The organism is Methyloversatilis sp. XJ19-49 (assembly GCF_024580145.1).
Classification (GTDB): domain Bacteria; phylum Pseudomonadota; class Gammaproteobacteria; order Burkholderiales; family Rhodocyclaceae; genus Methyloversatilis.
The window spans coordinates 1-16,826 of record NZ_JANINI010000007.1 but is presented as its reverse complement, the minus strand read 5'-3'; the positions used below and the strand labels follow the sequence as shown (position 1 = coordinate 16,826).

Annotated in this window: 13 protein-coding genes; 12 read left to right on the top strand and 1 reads right to left on the bottom strand. The window is 63.1% G+C overall.

Features of this window, described 5'->3' with window-relative positions; all coding sequences use genetic code 11:
• Window positions 1-33 precede the first annotated feature (33 nt).
• Complete coding sequence (locus NMQ16_RS09690; protein WP_257080367.1) at window positions 34-2,511, top strand: MASE1 domain-containing protein; 2,478 nt, start codon at window positions 34-36, stop codon at window positions 2,509-2,511.
• On the opposite strand, the gene NMQ16_RS09685 is transcribed toward NMQ16_RS09690, so the two are convergent.
• Complete coding sequence (locus tag NMQ16_RS09685; RefSeq protein WP_257080366.1) at window positions 2,483-3,025, bottom strand: NUDIX hydrolase; 543 nt, start codon at window positions 3,023-3,025, stop codon at window positions 2,483-2,485. The two genes, NMQ16_RS09690 and NMQ16_RS09685, sit on opposite strands and share 29 nt — an antisense overlap.
• 166 nt (window positions 3,026-3,191) lie before the next feature.
• Here NMQ16_RS09685 and NMQ16_RS09680 point away from each other — a divergent pair, with 166 nt between their 5' ends.
• The 11 genes from NMQ16_RS09680 to NMQ16_RS09630 form a co-directional block, all read left to right on the top strand.
• Window positions 3,192-5,120, top strand: coding sequence for a diguanylate cyclase (locus tag NMQ16_RS09680; RefSeq protein ID WP_257080365.1), 1,929 nt, complete (start codon window positions 3,192-3,194; stop codon window positions 5,118-5,120).
• Window positions 5,121-5,266: 146 nt separating this feature from the next.
• On the top strand, window positions 5,267-6,991 hold the full coding sequence (locus NMQ16_RS09675) for a bifunctional diguanylate cyclase/phosphodiesterase (RefSeq protein WP_257080364.1): 1,725 nt from the start codon (window positions 5,267-5,269) through the stop codon (window positions 6,989-6,991).
• Window positions 6,992-7,195: 204 nt separating this feature from the next.
• Window positions 7,196-7,513 (top strand): flagellar transcriptional regulator FlhD, encoded by a 318-nt coding sequence (gene flhD, locus NMQ16_RS09670; RefSeq protein ID WP_257080626.1) that lies wholly within the window; start codon window positions 7,196-7,198, stop codon window positions 7,511-7,513.
• 18 nt (window positions 7,514-7,531) lie between these two features.
• Window positions 7,532-8,071 carry a flagellar transcriptional regulator FlhC gene (gene flhC / locus NMQ16_RS09665; protein ID WP_257080363.1) on the top strand — a complete coding sequence of 180 codons (540 nt, stop codon included), beginning with the start codon at window positions 7,532-7,534 and terminating at the stop codon, window positions 8,069-8,071.
• Window positions 8,072-8,297: 226 nt separating this feature from the next.
• Window positions 8,298-9,155, top strand: coding sequence for a flagellar motor stator protein MotA (motA, locus tag NMQ16_RS09660; RefSeq protein WP_069039561.1), 858 nt, complete (start codon window positions 8,298-8,300; stop codon window positions 9,153-9,155).
• A gap of 79 nt (window positions 9,156-9,234) precedes the next feature.
• Window positions 9,235-10,176 (top strand): flagellar motor protein MotB, encoded by a 942-nt coding sequence (gene motB, locus NMQ16_RS09655; protein ID WP_257080362.1) that lies wholly within the window; start codon window positions 9,235-9,237, stop codon window positions 10,174-10,176.
• An 84-nt stretch (window positions 10,177-10,260) separates the two neighbouring features.
• Complete coding sequence (locus NMQ16_RS09650; RefSeq protein ID WP_257080361.1) at window positions 10,261-11,451, top strand: methyl-accepting chemotaxis protein; 1,191 nt, start codon at window positions 10,261-10,263, stop codon at window positions 11,449-11,451.
• 12 nt (window positions 11,452-11,463) lie between these two features.
• Window positions 11,464-11,829, top strand: coding sequence for a response regulator (locus tag NMQ16_RS09645; protein WP_069039563.1), 366 nt, complete (start codon window positions 11,464-11,466; stop codon window positions 11,827-11,829).
• Window positions 11,830-11,872: 43 nt separating this feature from the next.
• The gene (locus NMQ16_RS09640; RefSeq protein ID WP_257080360.1) at window positions 11,873-14,098 is read left to right on the top strand and encodes a chemotaxis protein CheW; all 2,226 of its coding nucleotides are present in this window, start codon (window positions 11,873-11,875) and stop codon (window positions 14,096-14,098) included.
• A gap of 212 nt (window positions 14,099-14,310) precedes the next feature.
• Window positions 14,311-14,820: a chemotaxis protein CheW gene (locus NMQ16_RS09635; protein ID WP_257080359.1), complete on the top strand. Its 510-nt coding sequence runs from the start codon at window positions 14,311-14,313 to the stop codon at window positions 14,818-14,820.
• A gap of 9 nt (window positions 14,821-14,829) precedes the next feature.
• Window positions 14,830-16,826 (top strand): methyl-accepting chemotaxis protein (locus NMQ16_RS09630; RefSeq protein WP_257080358.1); only part of this gene is annotated, 1,997 nt, incomplete at its 3' end.

The following is a 16,826-nucleotide window of genomic DNA, read 5'->3' as shown; positions in this document are numbered from 1 at the left end:
TGTGTGCATCACATGAACCGGCCGGTTGACGCAATGCACGAACAGGATACGCAGGCGAGCACGCCAGCGGCCGAAGTCGTGCCGCCCGGTTCGCTGCAGCCGCTGCTCGGCCCGTTTCCGCTGAATGCCCTGATCGCAATCGGTTACTGCGTGCTCGTGGCGGCCAACCTGCAGTTGCGCGACACATCGGGCATCACGCCGATGTGGGCGCCGATCGGCCTCGCGCTGTTCGTCCTGCTGCACTTCGGCAACCGTGCGCTGCCAGGCGTCCTGATCGGTGTCATCGCCGGAACCGCGCTGGCGCAACTGCCCGTACCGATGGCCCTGCTGCACGCGGCCGGACAGCTACTCGCGCCCTGGGCGGGGGCGCGCATGCTGCGGCATCTGATCAGCGAACCGGCGCATCTGCTGGAACGCACCGACGGTGCCTTCAAGCTGCTGGCTGTGGCCTATGCGGTGGCCATCATCAGTGCCGCAGCCACTACCCTAGGCATGGCGCTGGCGCATGATCTGCCCGCGGCCCGCTGGCTTGATACTGGTGCGTCGATCTGGCTCGGCGACGCGCTGGGCGTCGTCGTGTCCATGCTGCCGCTTCTGGCCTGGACAACCGATCGCTCGCCGGTGCAGTCGCCGCGTCGGCTGATTGAACAGGTGCTGGTCATCCTGACGCTGCTTGGCATGCTGGCGGCAACCTTCTTCGGCATCACCCTGCTCGCGGAACCGATCCTTCAGCTGTATGCCTCGCTGCCGCTGGTCATCTGGATCGCGTTGCGCTTTCCGCCCCGTGTCGGCTGGACGGTGTTCCTGATCGCATCGCTGACCGCGCTGGCCGGTACCGCACGGGGTACCTCGCTGCTGAACGAACACGCGATGGGCGTGCAGATTCTCGTGTTGCACGGGCTGATCACGCTGACGGCCGCGACCGCGCTGTTCATCGGCGCCGCGATGTTCGAAAAGCAGGCCGCTCGACGCGCCCTGCGCGAACGCGAATCGCACTTTCGCGCGCTGACGCTGCTGTCGGCCGACTGGCACTGGGAACTCGACGCAGATCTGCGCTACCACCGCCTGCCCGACCAATTGACGGGCGTGCATTTTGGCGATGCCGAGCTGGACGGTTGCGCACCCTGGGAGATTGTCGGCGAAGAGGCGCTCACCCTGCCATGGGGCCTGCTGCGCCAGACGCTGGAGCGCCACGACGCCTTCCGTGACTTCCTGTCGCGTCGCCGCGATGGTTCGCGCTGGCGCTATCTGGCCTCATCCGGCGAGCCGGTATTCGACGCGCTGGGCGTCTTTTCGGGCTACCGCGGCGTCAGTCGGGACATCACGGCCGAGATGCAGGCACGCGAAGCATTGCGCGAGGAGGAATTCAGACTGCGTGCGCTGGTCGATGCGCTGCCGGAACTGATCGTGCTGCAGGACAAGCACCTGCGCTGGCGGCTGGCCAACCGCTCGCTGCTCGATACGCGCTGGCTGAAGAAGATGGCCTGGCTGGGCGCCACCAGCGAGGAACTGGCCGCGCACCTGCCGTCGATGGCCGACGTGCTGAAGCAGGACCACAAGATCGCCGAAGCGGTGGCGCTGTCCTGCAAGCCACACCGGGAAGAGCAGCGCCTCGTCATGCCGGACGGCGAGGAACGGGTGTTCGAAGTCAGCGTCATTCCGCTGACCGACGATGACGGCCAGTTCAACGGAATCGTCTCGGTGCGGCGCGACATGACCGCACAACGCGACGCCGAGCGCATCCAGGCCGAGCATGTACAGGGTGTGCAGTCACTCAACGACGAGCTGGAGCGACGTGTCGGCGCGCGCACTGCAGCGCTTGAAGCGGCGATCCGCGAACTGGAGGCGTTCAGCTATTCGGTGTCGCACGACCTGAGGGCGCCTCTGCGCGCGCTCGACGGCTTCTCGCGCCTGCTGGTGGAGGATTACGGCGATCTGCTTGACGAACAGGGGCGCGAGTATCTGTCGCGCATCCGCCGCAACAGCCAGCGCATGGGCGAACTGATCGATGACCTGCTGGAACTGTCGCGTGTGTCGCGTGCCGAGGTGCACCGCTCACTGACCAATCTGTCCGACATCGCGCGCGACGTGGTGCGCGAACTGACCGCCGAAGCACCCGATCGCTACGTCCACTGGGTCATTCCGGAAGGTCTGTGGGCCGACACCGATTCCGGACTGGCCCGCGTCGTGTTCGAGAACCTGCTGCGCAACGCGTGGAAATTCACCCGGCTGCAGGCGCAGCCGCGCATCGAGATCGGGCAAACAGAGCTGCAGGGCCAGGCGGCGTACTACGTGCGCGACAACGGTGTCGGCTTCGATATGGCCTATGTAGGTCGACTTTTCGCGCCTTTCCAGCGCCTGCACAACAATCGTGAATTCGACGGCAGCGGCATCGGTCTGGCGATCGTGCAGCGGGTGATCCGTCTGCATGGCGGCCATGTGTCGGCCGAGGGCGTGGTCGGCCAGGGCGCAACCTTCAGCTTCAGCTTCGGCCCGGTACGTCCAGACTGAAGTGGTGCACGCCGAAACCGCCCTTGCGCCGCTCGTCGAAAAAGGTGCGCAGGGTCAGTGACACGCTGCGAAAGGCCAGTTCGTTCCATGGAATGTCCGCCTCGTCGAACAGCCGGACGTCGAGCGATTCGCTGCCGGGCGAAAAATCGGTGTCGATCAGTTCGGCCCGGAACAGGATGTGCATCTGGTCGATCTGCGGCACGCTGACCATTGTGTAGGGCGCAATCAATGCGACCCGCGCGCAGGCCTCCTCAAGCGTTTCGCGCAATGCACCGTCGGCTGCGCTTTCGCCGTTTTCGAGAAATCCGGCGGGCAGCGTCCAGTAACCCAGGCGCGGCTCGATGGCGCGCCTGCACAGAAGCACCTGCCCCTCCCAGACGGGCAGTGTGCCCACCACCATGCGCGGATTCTGGTAGTGGATGGTGCCGCACGCCGGGCAGACGTGGCGCAGCCGGTTGTCGCCCGCCGGCACGCGCTGTTCAACCTTGCTGCCGCAGTCAGCGCAGAATTTCATGGGTTCACCGGCTGTTCGGAATGAGGAGTCCGGAGTGTAGCGCCCCGCCTGTCGCCTGCGCACTTGCCCTCAAGAACCGTGTCTCCCGCGCCGTAAGCTGATGCCATGAGGCATATTCTGCAACGGACGCACGGCGCGCCGTTCGGGCCTGGACGATGGCAAAAAGATGAATGACCTGATTGATACAAGCCGGTTCGAGGAAATCAAGGCGGCCGGCGAATTGCCTTCTCCGCGCGGCATTGCGCTGGCGATTGCGCGTATGACGCAACGGGGTGACGCCTCGCTGGCCGAGCTGGCTCGCCTCGTACAGGGCGATCCGGCGCTGGTCGGCCGCCTTGTGTGTGCGGCCAATGGCACGCTGGCGCCCGGCATGCGCCCCATCGTGGCGCTGCGCGACGCGCTGTCCGTGCTCGGCATGGCGGCGGTACGCAATCTGGCCCTGGGCTTTTCGCTGATTTCCAGCAACGGCAAGGGCTTGTGCCGAAGTTTTCCGTATTCGCGCTTCTGGACCGGATCGGTCATCCGCGCCATCGCCACGCAGAAGATCATGACCGTGATGCGCTCGGCCGGACTGGAAGAGAGCTTCAGCGTCGGTCTGCTGTCAGGCATCGGCGCCCTCGGCCTGGCCAGCGTGTTTCCGGCGCAGTATTCGCGCGTACTCGACGAGGTGCGTGGCGGCGAGCCGGAAATGCTGCTCGATGTCGAGCGGCAGGCGTTCGCGATGACCCACGTCGAATTGAGCGCCGCCATGCTTGCCGACTGGGGCATGCCGCGCTTTTTCGTCGCTGCGGTGCTCGGTCATGAATCGGCGTTGTCGGTGCAGGGCGAGCCCGAATCGCGCGAATACAGCCTGACGCTGGCCCTCGGCCTGGCGCGCGCAGTCGAGGCCGCCTGCCTGTGCGACGAGGCGGAGCGCACGCTGCACATGGGCATCGCCCGCGCGCTGGCGGCGCGCATGTCGTGGCTGCCCGATCAGGTCAGCACCCTGTGCGATGAGGTCGCGCGCGAATGGAAGGACTGGTCGCAGATACTGCCGGTCGATGCCTATGCATTGCCCAACCTGAACGACGTCGCACTGCCCGAACCGGCCATTCCGGCGCCCGCGTCGATCGAGGTGGAGGCCGCGAACGACGCACCTGACCCCGGCGCGCTGCGTGCACTGGTGGTCGATGACGATGCCGCCACCCGCATGACGCTGCAGGCACTGCTGCTGCGCGGTGGCTATCAGGTCACGTGTGCCGAGAACGGCGTGGTGGGCATGGAACGCGCGCTCGAATTCCAGCCCCAGATCATGGTGGTCGACTGGGTGATGCCGGAGATGAACGGCCTGGAGCTGACGCGCACGCTGCGTCAGACCCGCATGGGCCGCAATATCTACATCATCGTGCTGACCAGTCACGAAGACGAGGAACGCCTGGTCGAGGCCTTCGAAGCGGGTGTCGACGACTACATGGTGAAGCCGCTCAAGCCGCGCGTACTCGAAGCCCGGCTGCGTGCGGGCCAGCGGCTGATCCGGCTGCAGAAGGATCTGGAGGCCGAGCGTGAGGAAATCCGCCGCTACGCGGCCGAACTGGGCGTCAGCAACCGGCGCCTGCAGGAGGTCGCGCTGACCGACGCGCTGACCGGATTCCCGAACCGGCGCTACGCGATGGCGCGCATCGGTCAGGAATGGGCGATCGCGCTGCGCAGCGAACGACCGCTGTCGTGCATGCTGATCGACGTCGACTACTTCCGGCAGATCAACGAAACCTATGGGCACGACGTGGCCGATCAGGTGCTGGAACAGACGGCACGTGCCATCCGCGAATGCATGCGCGCGCAGGACGTGGTGTGCCGCACTGGCGGCGATGAATTTCTGATCATCTGCCCGGATACCACGCTGGAACAGGCCATGGCGTGCGCCCAGCGTGTCTGCGCCGGGGTGGCGGCCGTGCCGCTGCAGGCCGGCCAGCTGCGCCTGAAAAGCTCGATCAGTATCGGCGTGGCCGAACGACTTTCGCCGATGCCGGACGCCGACGCGCTGCTCGCGCTGGCTGACCAGGCGCTCATTGGCGCCAAAAGCACCGGTCGCGGACGGGTGCGCGCAGCTGGTTGAGTGGAGTCTGATTTCCGGGCAAAAGCGGCATTTTTACCGTCCGCGCGTTTCGAGGTACTCAAGTTCCCTCCTTTCCTGCCGTCGTTAAGGTTCGTTGATCGTGCACACGACCTGGAATGAAGTTGATGGATCGCCACTCGGACAGGATGGGAGGGTTCAGAACCATCAAGGTGTTGATGGTCGAGGACAATGAAGACGACGTCTTCCTGCTGAATGCGCAACTGAGCGCACGCGGTCTCGAAACCTATTCCGAGCGCGTGGACAGTGCGCACGAGCTCGCACGCGCCCTCGAGGAGCGCGAGTGGGATCTGGTGATTTCCGATCATGCGATGCCGGGCTTCGATTCCGCGTCCGCGCTGGAAGTCCTGCGGCGCAGCGGTCGCGACATTCCGTTCATCATCTACTCCGGAAAGATTTCCGACCACATGGCGTTTTCGGCCATGCGCAACGGCGTCGCCGACTACGTCCAGAAGGGCAATATCGCGCGTCTGGTGCCGGTCATCGAACGTGAGCTGCGCGGCGTCGAAACGCGCCGGGCAGTGCAGACGGCCGATGCACGCATTCATGCGCTGGCCTTCTTCGACACGCTTTCGGCGCTGCCTAACCAGACCTTGCTGCGCGCCCAGATCGACGACTGGCTCGATACCGCGCGTCGCAGCACCGAAGCGCGTCATGCGACGCTGATGGTGATCGACATCGACCGCTTCCTTCGCATCAACACCAGCTTCGGATATGACGCCGGCAATGTCGTCTTGCGTGAAGTCGTGTCGCGCCTGATCGAGCGTGCGGGCCAGGGCGCGATGATCGCGCGTCTGAGTGGTGACCGCTTCTGCGTATTTGCGCCGTCCTGCACCACGCGCGACGACGCGCGCGTCTTCGCGCACCGGCTGCTGGAAGCGTTCGCTTCACCGGTCATCAAGGACGGACTGGAATTGTTCCTGACCGCATCGCTTGGCGTGGCGATGACACCCGAGGACGGCAGCGAGGCGCAGTCGCTGATCATGAATGCCGAGGCGGCGATGTCGAGCGCCAAGCGTGCCGGCGGCAATGGCCTGAGCTTCTACGCCCACGAAATGAGCGCAAGTTCGGCCGAGAAGCTGGTGCTCGAGACGCATCTGCGCCACTCCGTGCAGCGCGGCGAGCTGTTCCTGAATTACCAGCCGATACTCAATGGCGTAACCGGCCGTACGTCCGGCGTCGAGGCCCTGCTGCGCTGGCGTCACCCACAGCGCGGCATCATTCCTCCGGACCGCTTCATTCCGCTGGCCGATGAATCGGGTCTGATCGTAGAAATCGGTGCCTGGGTCATGCGCGAAGCCTGCCTGCAGGGCAGGAAGTGGCATGAACAGGGCATGCAGGACCTGTCGATGTCGGTCAATGTGTCGGCTGTCCAGTTCGCCCAGCCGCGTCTGCTGGAAACGGTGCGCACGACGCTGGAAGACACCGGGTTCCCGGCCGAGAAGCTGGTGCTCGAAATCACCGAATCGGTACTCATGAAGGACGCGGAAACCACCATCGGCATGCTCAAGGCGCTCAAGAACATGGGCGTGCGCATTTCGATGGACGACTTCGGTACCGGCTATTCGTCGCTGTCATACCTGAAGCGCTTTCCGATTGACATCGTCAAGATCGACAAGTCCTTCGTGCGCGACATCAACGATGATGAAGACGATGCCGCCATCATCCGCGTCATCATCTCATTGGCGCGCAGCCTGCGTCTCACGACGGTGGCGGAGGGCGTTGAAACACCCGAACAACTGGGTTTCCTGCGGCGCGAGCAGTGCGACCGGTTTCAGGGCTATTTCTTCTCGCGGCCGGTGGAAGCCGACCTGCTCAGCAAGCGGATCATGGATGGAACCCTCTTGATCTAGCCGGATTTCCTGCTCAGCGCGCCCGTCGGCCGGCGCGACAACCCGACCCCGGTCCCTCGATGTAGGAAAACTTCCTACAGGATTCCGCTCGTCTTCACGTACATAAACTTACGTCTTGTCCTGATTGGGCAATGGCCCCCTGCTGGGCAGAATGCATCCCATGCGCTGAAACACACGGTGCCTGCCGACTGAAGGGAATGCATGATGAAGACAACCGGTTTGCTCAACGAGATCAGGGAACTGAATCTTGCCTACCTCATGCTCGCTCAACAGATGATCCGCGAAGATCGCGACGCAGCCATGTTCCGCCTCGGTGTCAGCGAAGAAGTGGCCGACATGATCGAGTCGCTGTCGCCGGCCCAGGTCCTGAAGATGGCCAGCGCCAACATGATGCTGTGCCGCCTGCGCTTCGACGATCGCGTCCTGCTGGGCCTGCTGTCGAGCCACGGTCGCGATGCAGCGACCTCCCATCTGCATGCCACGATTCTGGCCTGCGCCCAGCCGGTCGAAGCAGTTTCCTGATTCAAGGGGTTCAAGGTCATGAAGAACAAAAGCATCGTTTCGGAAGGTCGTGAAATTGCCCTGGCGGCAGACCTGATCAAGCTCGGCGCACGCCTGCAGTTGCTGGAGGCCGAAACCCACCTGTCGCGCGAGCGTCTGCTCAAGCTGTACAAGGAAGTGAAGGGTGTTTCGCCGCCCAAGGGCATGCTGCCCTTCTCGACCGACTGGTTCATGACCTGGCAACCGAACATTCACGCCTCGCTGTTCATGTCCTTCTTCTCCTTCTTCAAGCAGAACACCGAGCGATCGCAGCTCGACTGCATCGTGAAGGCGTTCCGCCTGTATCAGGAACATGTGCAGACGCACGACATGGAAGAGGTGCTGAGCCTGACCCGCGCCTGGACACTGGTGCGCTTCTTCGACGCCAAGCTGCTTCAGCGCACGCCCTGCACCTGCTGCGGCGGTCATTTCGTGGCGCACGCCTACGATCCGAAATCAAGCTACGTCTGCGGCTTGTGCCACATCCCGGCACGCGCCGGCAAGACGCGGCGCGCGCGCGAGGCCCTGATCGCCGCCTGACAACCCGTTCTACTCTCCTGTCTGACCTCCTCCTTGCGAAAGCAAGGGGCTCGCCGCCGCGGGGCAACCCGTGGCGGCTTTTTTTTGTGCAGTCGCCACAGGTGCGGGTTTCCGGTGGTTGCCGGTGGTCGGGGAATCACAATCAAGTTTCGCAATGCGGTGCCGTTACACCAACAGGCACCGGGTACCTGATGCCCCGAACATCCGTCATACACAGGGAAAGTCCATGTTTCTGATCATTGGCTACGTCATCGTTCTTGCCGCCTCGATCGGCACGTACGCCCTTCATGGCAGTCTGGCCGCACTGTGGGTGCCGGCCGAATACGTGGCCATTTTCGGTCTGATGATCGGCGGCTTCGTGGCGGGCAACGGCATGCCGGCAATCAAGGCCACGCTGGGGGCCCTGCCGTCGGTGTTCAAGGGATCGTCGTACAACAAGGCCTTCTATGTGGACGTGCTGGCGATGCTGTACGAAATCCTTGCCAAGGTGCGCAAGGAAGGCCTGATGTCCATCGAGGCCGATGTCGAGAACCCCGAAGCCAGCCCGATCTTTTCGAAGTACCCCAAATTCCTCGCCGATCACCATGCGGTCGATTTCCTGACCGACTACCTGCGCATGATGGTGGGCGGCAACCTGAATGCATTCGAGATCGAAAGCCTGATGGATGCCGAGATCGATACCCACCACTCGGAGCAGCACGTGGCCGTGCACTGCGTCTCCAAGGTCGCCGACAGCGTACCGGCCTTCGGCATCGTCGTCGCGGTGATGGGCGTGGTGAACGTGATGGGTTCCGTCGGCCAGCCGCCGGCGGTGCTCGGCAAGATGATCGGCGGCGCACTGGTCGGTACCTTCCTCGGCATTCTGCTTTCCTACGGCTTCGTTGCGCCGATCGCCGCGCAGCTCGAACAGAAGATGGAAGAGGGCGGCAAGATCTATCAGTGCATGAAGGTGGTTCTGCTCGCCAGCATGAACGGTTATGCGCCGCAGGTGGCGATCGAGTTCGGCCGCAAGGTGCTCTATTCGCCGGACCGCCCGAGCTTCAAGGAACTGGAAGACGAAGTGAAGAACCGCAAGGGCAAATAGGCCCGACCCCGTTCCGCTTGCGTCTCCCCTGTCACGACTGCGCAACGCCGCCCTGAAACCCGTTCCGGATTACTGAACCATGTCCGACGATACCCAGCAGCCCATCATCGTCAAGAAGATCAAGAAAGGCGGCGGCGGCGCGCACGGCGGCGCGTGGAAGATCGCCTACGCCGACTTCGTGACGGCGATGATGGCCTTCTTCCTTCTCATGTGGCTGCTCGGTTCGACAGCGCAGGGCGACCTCGAAGGCATCGCCGAATACTTCGAGAATCCGCTCAAGGTCGCCCAGCAGGGTGGGTCGGGCTCGGGTGACAGTTCCAGCATCATCCAGGGCGGCGGTCGCGACCTCACGCGGCAGACCGGCCAGGTCAAGTACGGCACGGTCGAGGCAAAGAAGCGTTCGTTCAATCTCACCGCCAGCAAGGATTCCGAGAACGACGCAAAAGCCAGGGCGGAAGGCATCGAACGCGCCAAGCTGATCGAACTGAAGAACCAGATCGAAGCGCGCGTCGAAGCCAATCCAGACCTGCGGCCGTTCCGTAATCAACTGGTGCTCGATGTGACCTCGGAAGGCCTGCGCATCCAGATCGTCGATGAACAGAACCGGCCGATGTTCGCTTCGGCAAGCGAACGCCTGCAACCCTATACCTCCGTCATTCTGCGCGAAATCGGGCTGATCCTGAACCAGGTGGAGAATCGAATCTTCCTGTCCGGTCACACCGACGCGACGCCATTCGCCGGCGGCATCGGCGGCTTCTCGAACTGGGAACTGTCGGCCAACCGCGCCAACGCCTCGCGGCGGGAGCTGATCGCCGGCGGCATGGATCCGGACAAGGTACTGCGCGTGGTCGGCATGGGCTCCATCGTGTCATTCGACAAGGAGGACCCATACAACCCGATCAACCGTCGCATCAGCATCATCGTGCTCAACAAGCAGACCGAAGAGCTGTTCCTCGCCGATGGAAGGTCGGTCGACGTTGAAAATCTCGTCGGTGGCGAAGCGGAGCCGGCAGCTCCCTGATCCGCATCGATTCGTGAAGAAGGAATGGGTCAAGTTTTCATCGCGTCCGCCGTTACTCCGTTCAACTTCCTACCCTGAATCCGAATGCTCGAAGCCATGACCCGCATTTCGATACCACTTGTCGCCGCATGGAGCCTCACGGTTCTCGGTGCGGTGCCGGCTGTCGTACTTCGACCCGATGCGCTTGCGCCGGTGCTTTCGCTGGGGCTGTTCGTGGCGACAATCTGGACGATCACGTCCATCGTCTTGCTGCGTAGCCGGGTGAAACCCTCGTCTGCCGACACGCCTCAGGCCGCGCGCATGCATGACGCTGATTCGGGCCACGCCGTGCTGTCCGGCAGTGCGCTTCAGGTCAGGTCGCAGTGCGACCATATGGCCGAGGAGTTGTCCCGGGTTCAGACCCTTCTGCACGAAGCGATCAATGGCCTGACTGACAGCTTTCAAAGCATGCAGGCGGAAACCACCGGTCAACGCACAACCGCGCTCGCACTGACCAGCGGCGATGGCGATGGGCAGTTCGATTTCGAAAGCTTTGTCGAGGAAACGTCGGGCACGATGCAGCGCGTCGTCGACAGTGTCGTGCAGAACAGCAAGCTGGGCATGGAACTGGTCGAACTGACCGAAGGCATTGCGCGCGAAACCGAAAGTGTGCGTTCGCTGCTCGGCGAAATAGGCGGCATTTCCAAACAGACCAATCTGCTGGCCCTGAATGCCGCCATCGAAGCTGCGCGGGCAGGCGAGGCCGGGCGAGGCTTTGCAGTGGTCGCCGACGAGGTGCGCACGCTGTCGTCGCGGACCAGTGAATTCAGCCAGCAAATCGTCACGCTGGTCGATCGCGTACAGGCCAACGTGAAATTGACGGAGCACGCGCTGGCCGCTCTGGCCGGGCAGGACATGACGTTTGCGCTCGATTCGAAGCAGCGTGTCGAAAGCGTGGTGCGCGGGCTGGAAACGCTGCACCAGCGACGTCAGCGCTCGATCGAAACGCTGGGTGAATCGGTTGAACGTGTCGATAGCGCCGTGGCGACTGCGGTGACATCCCTGCAGTTCCAGGACATGACGTCGCAGCTGATCGGACACGTTCAGTTGCGCATCGGCAATGTCGACGAGGTCATGAAGGCGGCATCCGAGTTGAGTGAGGCTGCGGCGCAGGGGCGTGCGACAGAGAGTCATGCCCAACGGGTTGATGAGGTGCTGGAACAGCTTCGAGCTGCCGACAGCAAGAACCCGGTGGCGCAGCAAGCCTTCCGGGAAGGCGAAATTGAACTGTTCTGAAGGAGATAGGTAATGGCAAAGACTGTGCTCGCAATTGACGATTCGGCGTCGATCCGCCAGATGGTGGCGTTCACCCTGAAAAGCTCCGGCTACGACGTGATCGAGGCGGTGGACGGACAGGACGGCCTGGACAAGGCAAAGTCGAAATCGGTCAACCTCGTGCTGACCGACCAGAACATGCCGCGCATGGACGGACTGACGCTGATCCGCAATCTGCGCAGCCTGGCGCAGTACAAGGCGACGCCGATCCTGATGCTGACCACCGAATCGTCCGATGCGATGAAGGCACAGGGTCGTGCCGCCGGCGCGACCGGCTGGCTGGTCAAGCCCTTCGACCCGCAGAAGCTGGTCGAGGTGGTGAAGAAAGTGATCGGCTGAGCGCACGCGACGTGCGTCGATATCCGCAATCGGGAGACCGTTCATGACCATGGACCTGAGCCAGTTCTACCAGGTGTTCTTCGAAGAGGCCGCCGAGCACCTGTCGAACATGGAACAGATGCTGCTGGACATCGATCTCGGCAGCATCGATGACGAGGAGATGAATGCGATCTTCCGTGCCGCCCACTCGATCAAGGGCAGCGCCGGCACCTTCGGCTTCCACGACCTCGCGCAGGTCACCCACGAGCTCGAAACCCTGCTCGATCGCGTGCGCAAGCACGAAGTCGTCATGACGCCCGACATGGTCAATGCGTCTCTTGAAGCCGGCGATCTGCTGCGCGATCTGGTGGCGGCACACCGTGGCATCGGCGAAGCCGATCTGCAGCGGGTGGCGCAGGTGTGCGCTGCGCTGAAGACCTTGTATTCCGATGCAGTTGAGCCGGCAGACGCACCCGATGCGGCAACGCCGCCGCCCGAAGAATCGAATTTCCGCTTCAGCTTTCTGCTCTCTTCCGACCGGGCCGACGTGGCTGGCGTGATCGAGAACCTTGCTCGCGAGGCAGGCGCACTTGGTGGCCGCCTGCTCGACCTTTCCCTGGGCGCGGACGGGCGCTGGCACGGCGTATTCGAAGGGCGCGTCGACGCTGAGGCATTGCGCGAGCTGGTCGAGTTCGTCGCCGTATCCGACAGCTTCGCGATGACCGTACCGGCCACCGATGCCGACGATGCGTATGGCCTGTTCGACGCCTTGCCCGAATCATCGGTCGATGGTGATGCCGCGTGGGGTCTGTTCGACGAGGCTGCGCCAGCCGCGGCAAACGCGGTCGATGACAGTTACGGATTATTCGACGCCGATCCCGTTGCACCGACAGCCGACAACGACGAGGCAGGCGATCCCTCCTACGGCTTCTTCGATTCGCCGCCTGCCGCGCAGGCTGCCATGGACACGCCGGACGCCGCTGCCGGATTGTCGATCGTGTCGCCGGTCGCCGCAACGTTGGCGGAGTCCGCGGTCATTGCACCAGTCGAGGTATCGAGCGACTCCCCCAAGGCCGTTGCGCCGCGCAGTGTTAAGCCTGCCGCCGCAGCCGAGACGTCGATACGCGTCGGCGTGGACAAGGTCGACCAGATCATCAATCTGGTCGGCGAACTGGTGATCACGCAGGCCATGCTGATGTCGGCTGCGTCGAAACTCGACCCGGTCGAGTTCGAACGCCTGATGAGCGGCGTGCAGCAACTCGAACGCAACACGCGCGACCTGCAGGAGTCGGTGATGTCGATCCGCATGCTGCCGATGTCCACCGTGTTCTCGCGCTTTCCGCGCGTCGTGCGCGACCTGTCGCAGAAGCTGGGCAAGAAGGTCAGGCTCGTGCTGGCGGGTGAATCGACCGAGCTCGACAAGGGACTGATCGAACGCATCGCTGACCCACTGACCCATCTCGTGCGAAACAGTCTCGACCATGGTGTCGAGACGCCCGAGGTACGGGTTGCGCGCGGCAAGCCGGAAGAAGGCACGATCACGCTGAAGGCCTCCCATCAGGGCGGCAATATTGTCATCGAAGTCGGTGACGACGGCGCCGGCCTCAGTCGTGACCGAATCCTGTCCAAAGCGCGCGAGCGCGGGCTGGCGGTGAGTGATTCGATGACCGATCAGGACGTGTGGGCACTGATCTTCGAACCGGGCTTCTCGACCGCCGATCAGGTGACCGAAGTGTCGGGGCGCGGTGTCGGCATGGATGTCGTCAAGCGCAATATCTCGGCGATGGGTGGGCGCGTCGAAATTGATTCGATGACCGGCGTCGGTACGCGCATGACGGTAAGACTGCCGCTGACGCTCGCCATCCTCGATGGTATGTCGGTCGCGGTCGGCGATGAAACCTACATCATTCCTCTGAACTACGTGGTCGAGTCGCTGCAGCCGGCTGCCGACATGATCAAGAGCATCGGGGGCGTGCCCCGCCTGGTGCAGGTGCGCAATGAATTCCTGAACATCCTGACGCTGCGCGATGCCTTCGGCCTGGCCGGCGGCACGACCGATCTGGAGCGCGGCATCCTCGTGGTGCTGGAATCCGACGGCGACAAGATCGCATTGTTCGTCGACGCCCTGGTCGGACAGCACCAGGTCGTCATCAAGAGCCTGGAAGCCAATTACCGCAAGGTGGTGGGCATCTCCGGTGCAACCATCATGGGCGACGGGCACGTCGGCCTGATCCTTGACGTGCAGGCGCTGGTCGAAACGGCCCGCGTCGGCATGGCGGTGGCTGCGTAGGCAGTCGTTGCACAGTCTCCGTTTCCGGCGTCGCCGATCGCGGCCCCGTCCCTTGCTGTCCGGCTGCCTCCGGTGCGGAGCAGTCCCGTCGCATCGGCGTCTGATGCAGATCGTTAGTTTGCAAATAAGTTTGCTTTCGGGCGCTGCAAGTCCTCAAGGCAGGCGAGGTTCCGGCCGATATAGCCAAAGTGATAGACGCTGCGGAGCATGCAATGACCCAACTGGCGCGATCAGCGCACCCGAAACAAAGCGGTACCGTCGATGGCGGCTACGCCCAGGAGTTCCTGACCTTCACGCTCGGTGGTGAAGAATACGCCATCGACATTCTCAAGGTGCAGGAGATCCGCGGCTACGATGCGGTGACGGGCATTGCCCACTCCCCGCCTTTCATCAAGGGTGTCATCAATCTGCGCGGCATCATTGTTCCGATCGTCGATCTGAGGATCAAGTTCGGTGTCGGTGTCGTCGAGTACACACCCTTTACCGTCACGATCATCCTGAATGTCGGGGGGCGGGTCGTCGGCATCGTGGTCGATGCCGTGTCCGACGTACTGTCGATCGATCCTGCGCAACTGTGCGAGCCGCCCGAGTTCGCCTCCAGCCTCGATACCCGCTACATCCAGTCACTCGGCTCGATCGATGACCGCATGCTCATCGTGGTCGATATCGAAAGGCTGATGCTTTCGTCCGACATGGCGCTTGTCGAAAACCCCCTGCACTGAATACAAAACATGTCAAAGACATTTACTGTCTCGTCTGGCTCCGGCAACCTGACCGTGCAGCGCCGGCTCATGATGATGGTTACCGTGTCGCTTGCGGCTTTCGTCGCGCTGGCCGCGGTGCTGCTGTTCGCGATGCGCGACAACATGCTGGATGACCGCAAGAGTGCCGCGCGTTTTGCGGTCGAGTCCGCATGGGGTGTGATCGAATCCTTCGAAAAGCGCGCCGTGTCCGGCGAGCTCACGCAGGACGAGGCGCGTCGGCAGGCCATCGCTACGCTGCGCACACTGCGCTACAACGGCGAGGATTATTTCTGGATCAATGACTTCGGTCCGCGCATGGTAATGCATCCGACCAAGCCGGAACTTGAAGGCAAGGATCTGGGCGGATCGAAAGACCCGAACGGCAAAGCCCTGTTTCTTGAGATGGTGGCGGTCGCCAAAGCCGATGGAGCCGGCTTCGTCGATTACATGTGGCCGCGGCCCGGTTCGACGGACCCGGTGGCCAAGGTTTCATATGTCCGCGCTTTTGCGCCGTGGGGCTGGATCGTCGGCTCAGGCATCTATGTGGATGAGGTCGATGCACTGATTCTCGATCAGGCCTTGTGGGTGATCCTCGGTGTGATGGTCGTTGCACTGGCGATCGGCGTGCCGAGCATTCGGCTCGGGCGCAGCATCGCTTCGCGCTTGCGTGACGCCGGACGCCATGCCGACGCGATTTCGAGCGGCATGCTGGACCGGTCGATCGACGCCGGCGCGCTGGACGAGATCGGCCATCTGCTTAAGGCGCTCGACAAGATGCGGGCAGACCTGAAACTGCGTATCGATCGTGATCATGCAGTGTCCGCCGAGAACCTGCGCGTGCGTACGGCACTCGATTTTGTGAGCCGCAACGTGCGCATCGCCGATGCGGACGGCAACGTGATCTACGCCAACCGCACCATGATGAAGACACTGCGCGAGATCGAGAATGACGTCAGGCTGAGCGTTCCGTCGTTTTCGGTGGACCGCATCATCGGTAGCAATGTCGCCTCGTTGTGCAACAACCCCGCATTCGTCCGCAAGTCCGAACAAGTCGGCACTGTGCAGCACAGCGAACTGGTCATCGGTTCGCGCACCTTCGACGTCGTCACCACGCCCATTCTGAACGATGCCGGACAGCGCATCGGGCTGGTCGCGGAATGGACCGAACGCACGCAGGAACTGGTCGTCGAGCGCGAGGTGGAAGACATGATCGCGGCAGCCGTCAGCGGCGACTTCACCCACCGCATCGATGTCCAGGGCAAGCAGGGCTTCTTCAAGTCGCTGGCCGTCAGCATGAATGAACTCGTCGCGGTCGTGGCCGGCGGCCTCGAAGATACCGCTCGCGTGCTGAACGCCATTTCGCGCGGAGTGCTGACCGAAAAGATCGAGCGCGATTACGCGGGGACGTTCGGTCGGCTGAAGGAAGACACGAATACGACGGTGGACAAGCTGCGCGAGGTAGTGGGTCGGATCAAGGATTCGACGGAGGCGATCAACACGGCGGCGCGGGAGATATCGGCCGGCAACAGCGATCTGAGCGCGCGCACCGAAGAGCAGGCGAGTTCGCTGGAGGAGACGGCCAGTTCGATGGAAGAGCTGAACGCGACGGTGAAGCAGAACGCGGAAAGTGCGCTGAAGGCGAACGAGCTGGGACGTCAGAGCAACGAGGCGGTGATGCGCGGCGCGGAGACGGTCAAGCGTGTGGTGAGCACGATGAGCGACATCCAGGATTCGAGCAGGAAGATCGCGGACATCATCGGAGTGATCGACTCGATCGCGTTCCAGACGAACATTCTGGCGCTGAACGCGGCGGTGGAAGCGGCACGTGCGGGCGAGCAGGGTCGCGGCTTCGCGGTGGTCGCGAGCGAGGTGAGGAACCTTGCGCAGAGGAGCGCGCAGGCGGCCAAGGAGATCAAGGGGCTGATCGCCGACTCGGTGGAGCGGGTCGACGGGGGCGCGAAGCTGGTGGCCGAAGCGGGCGCGAC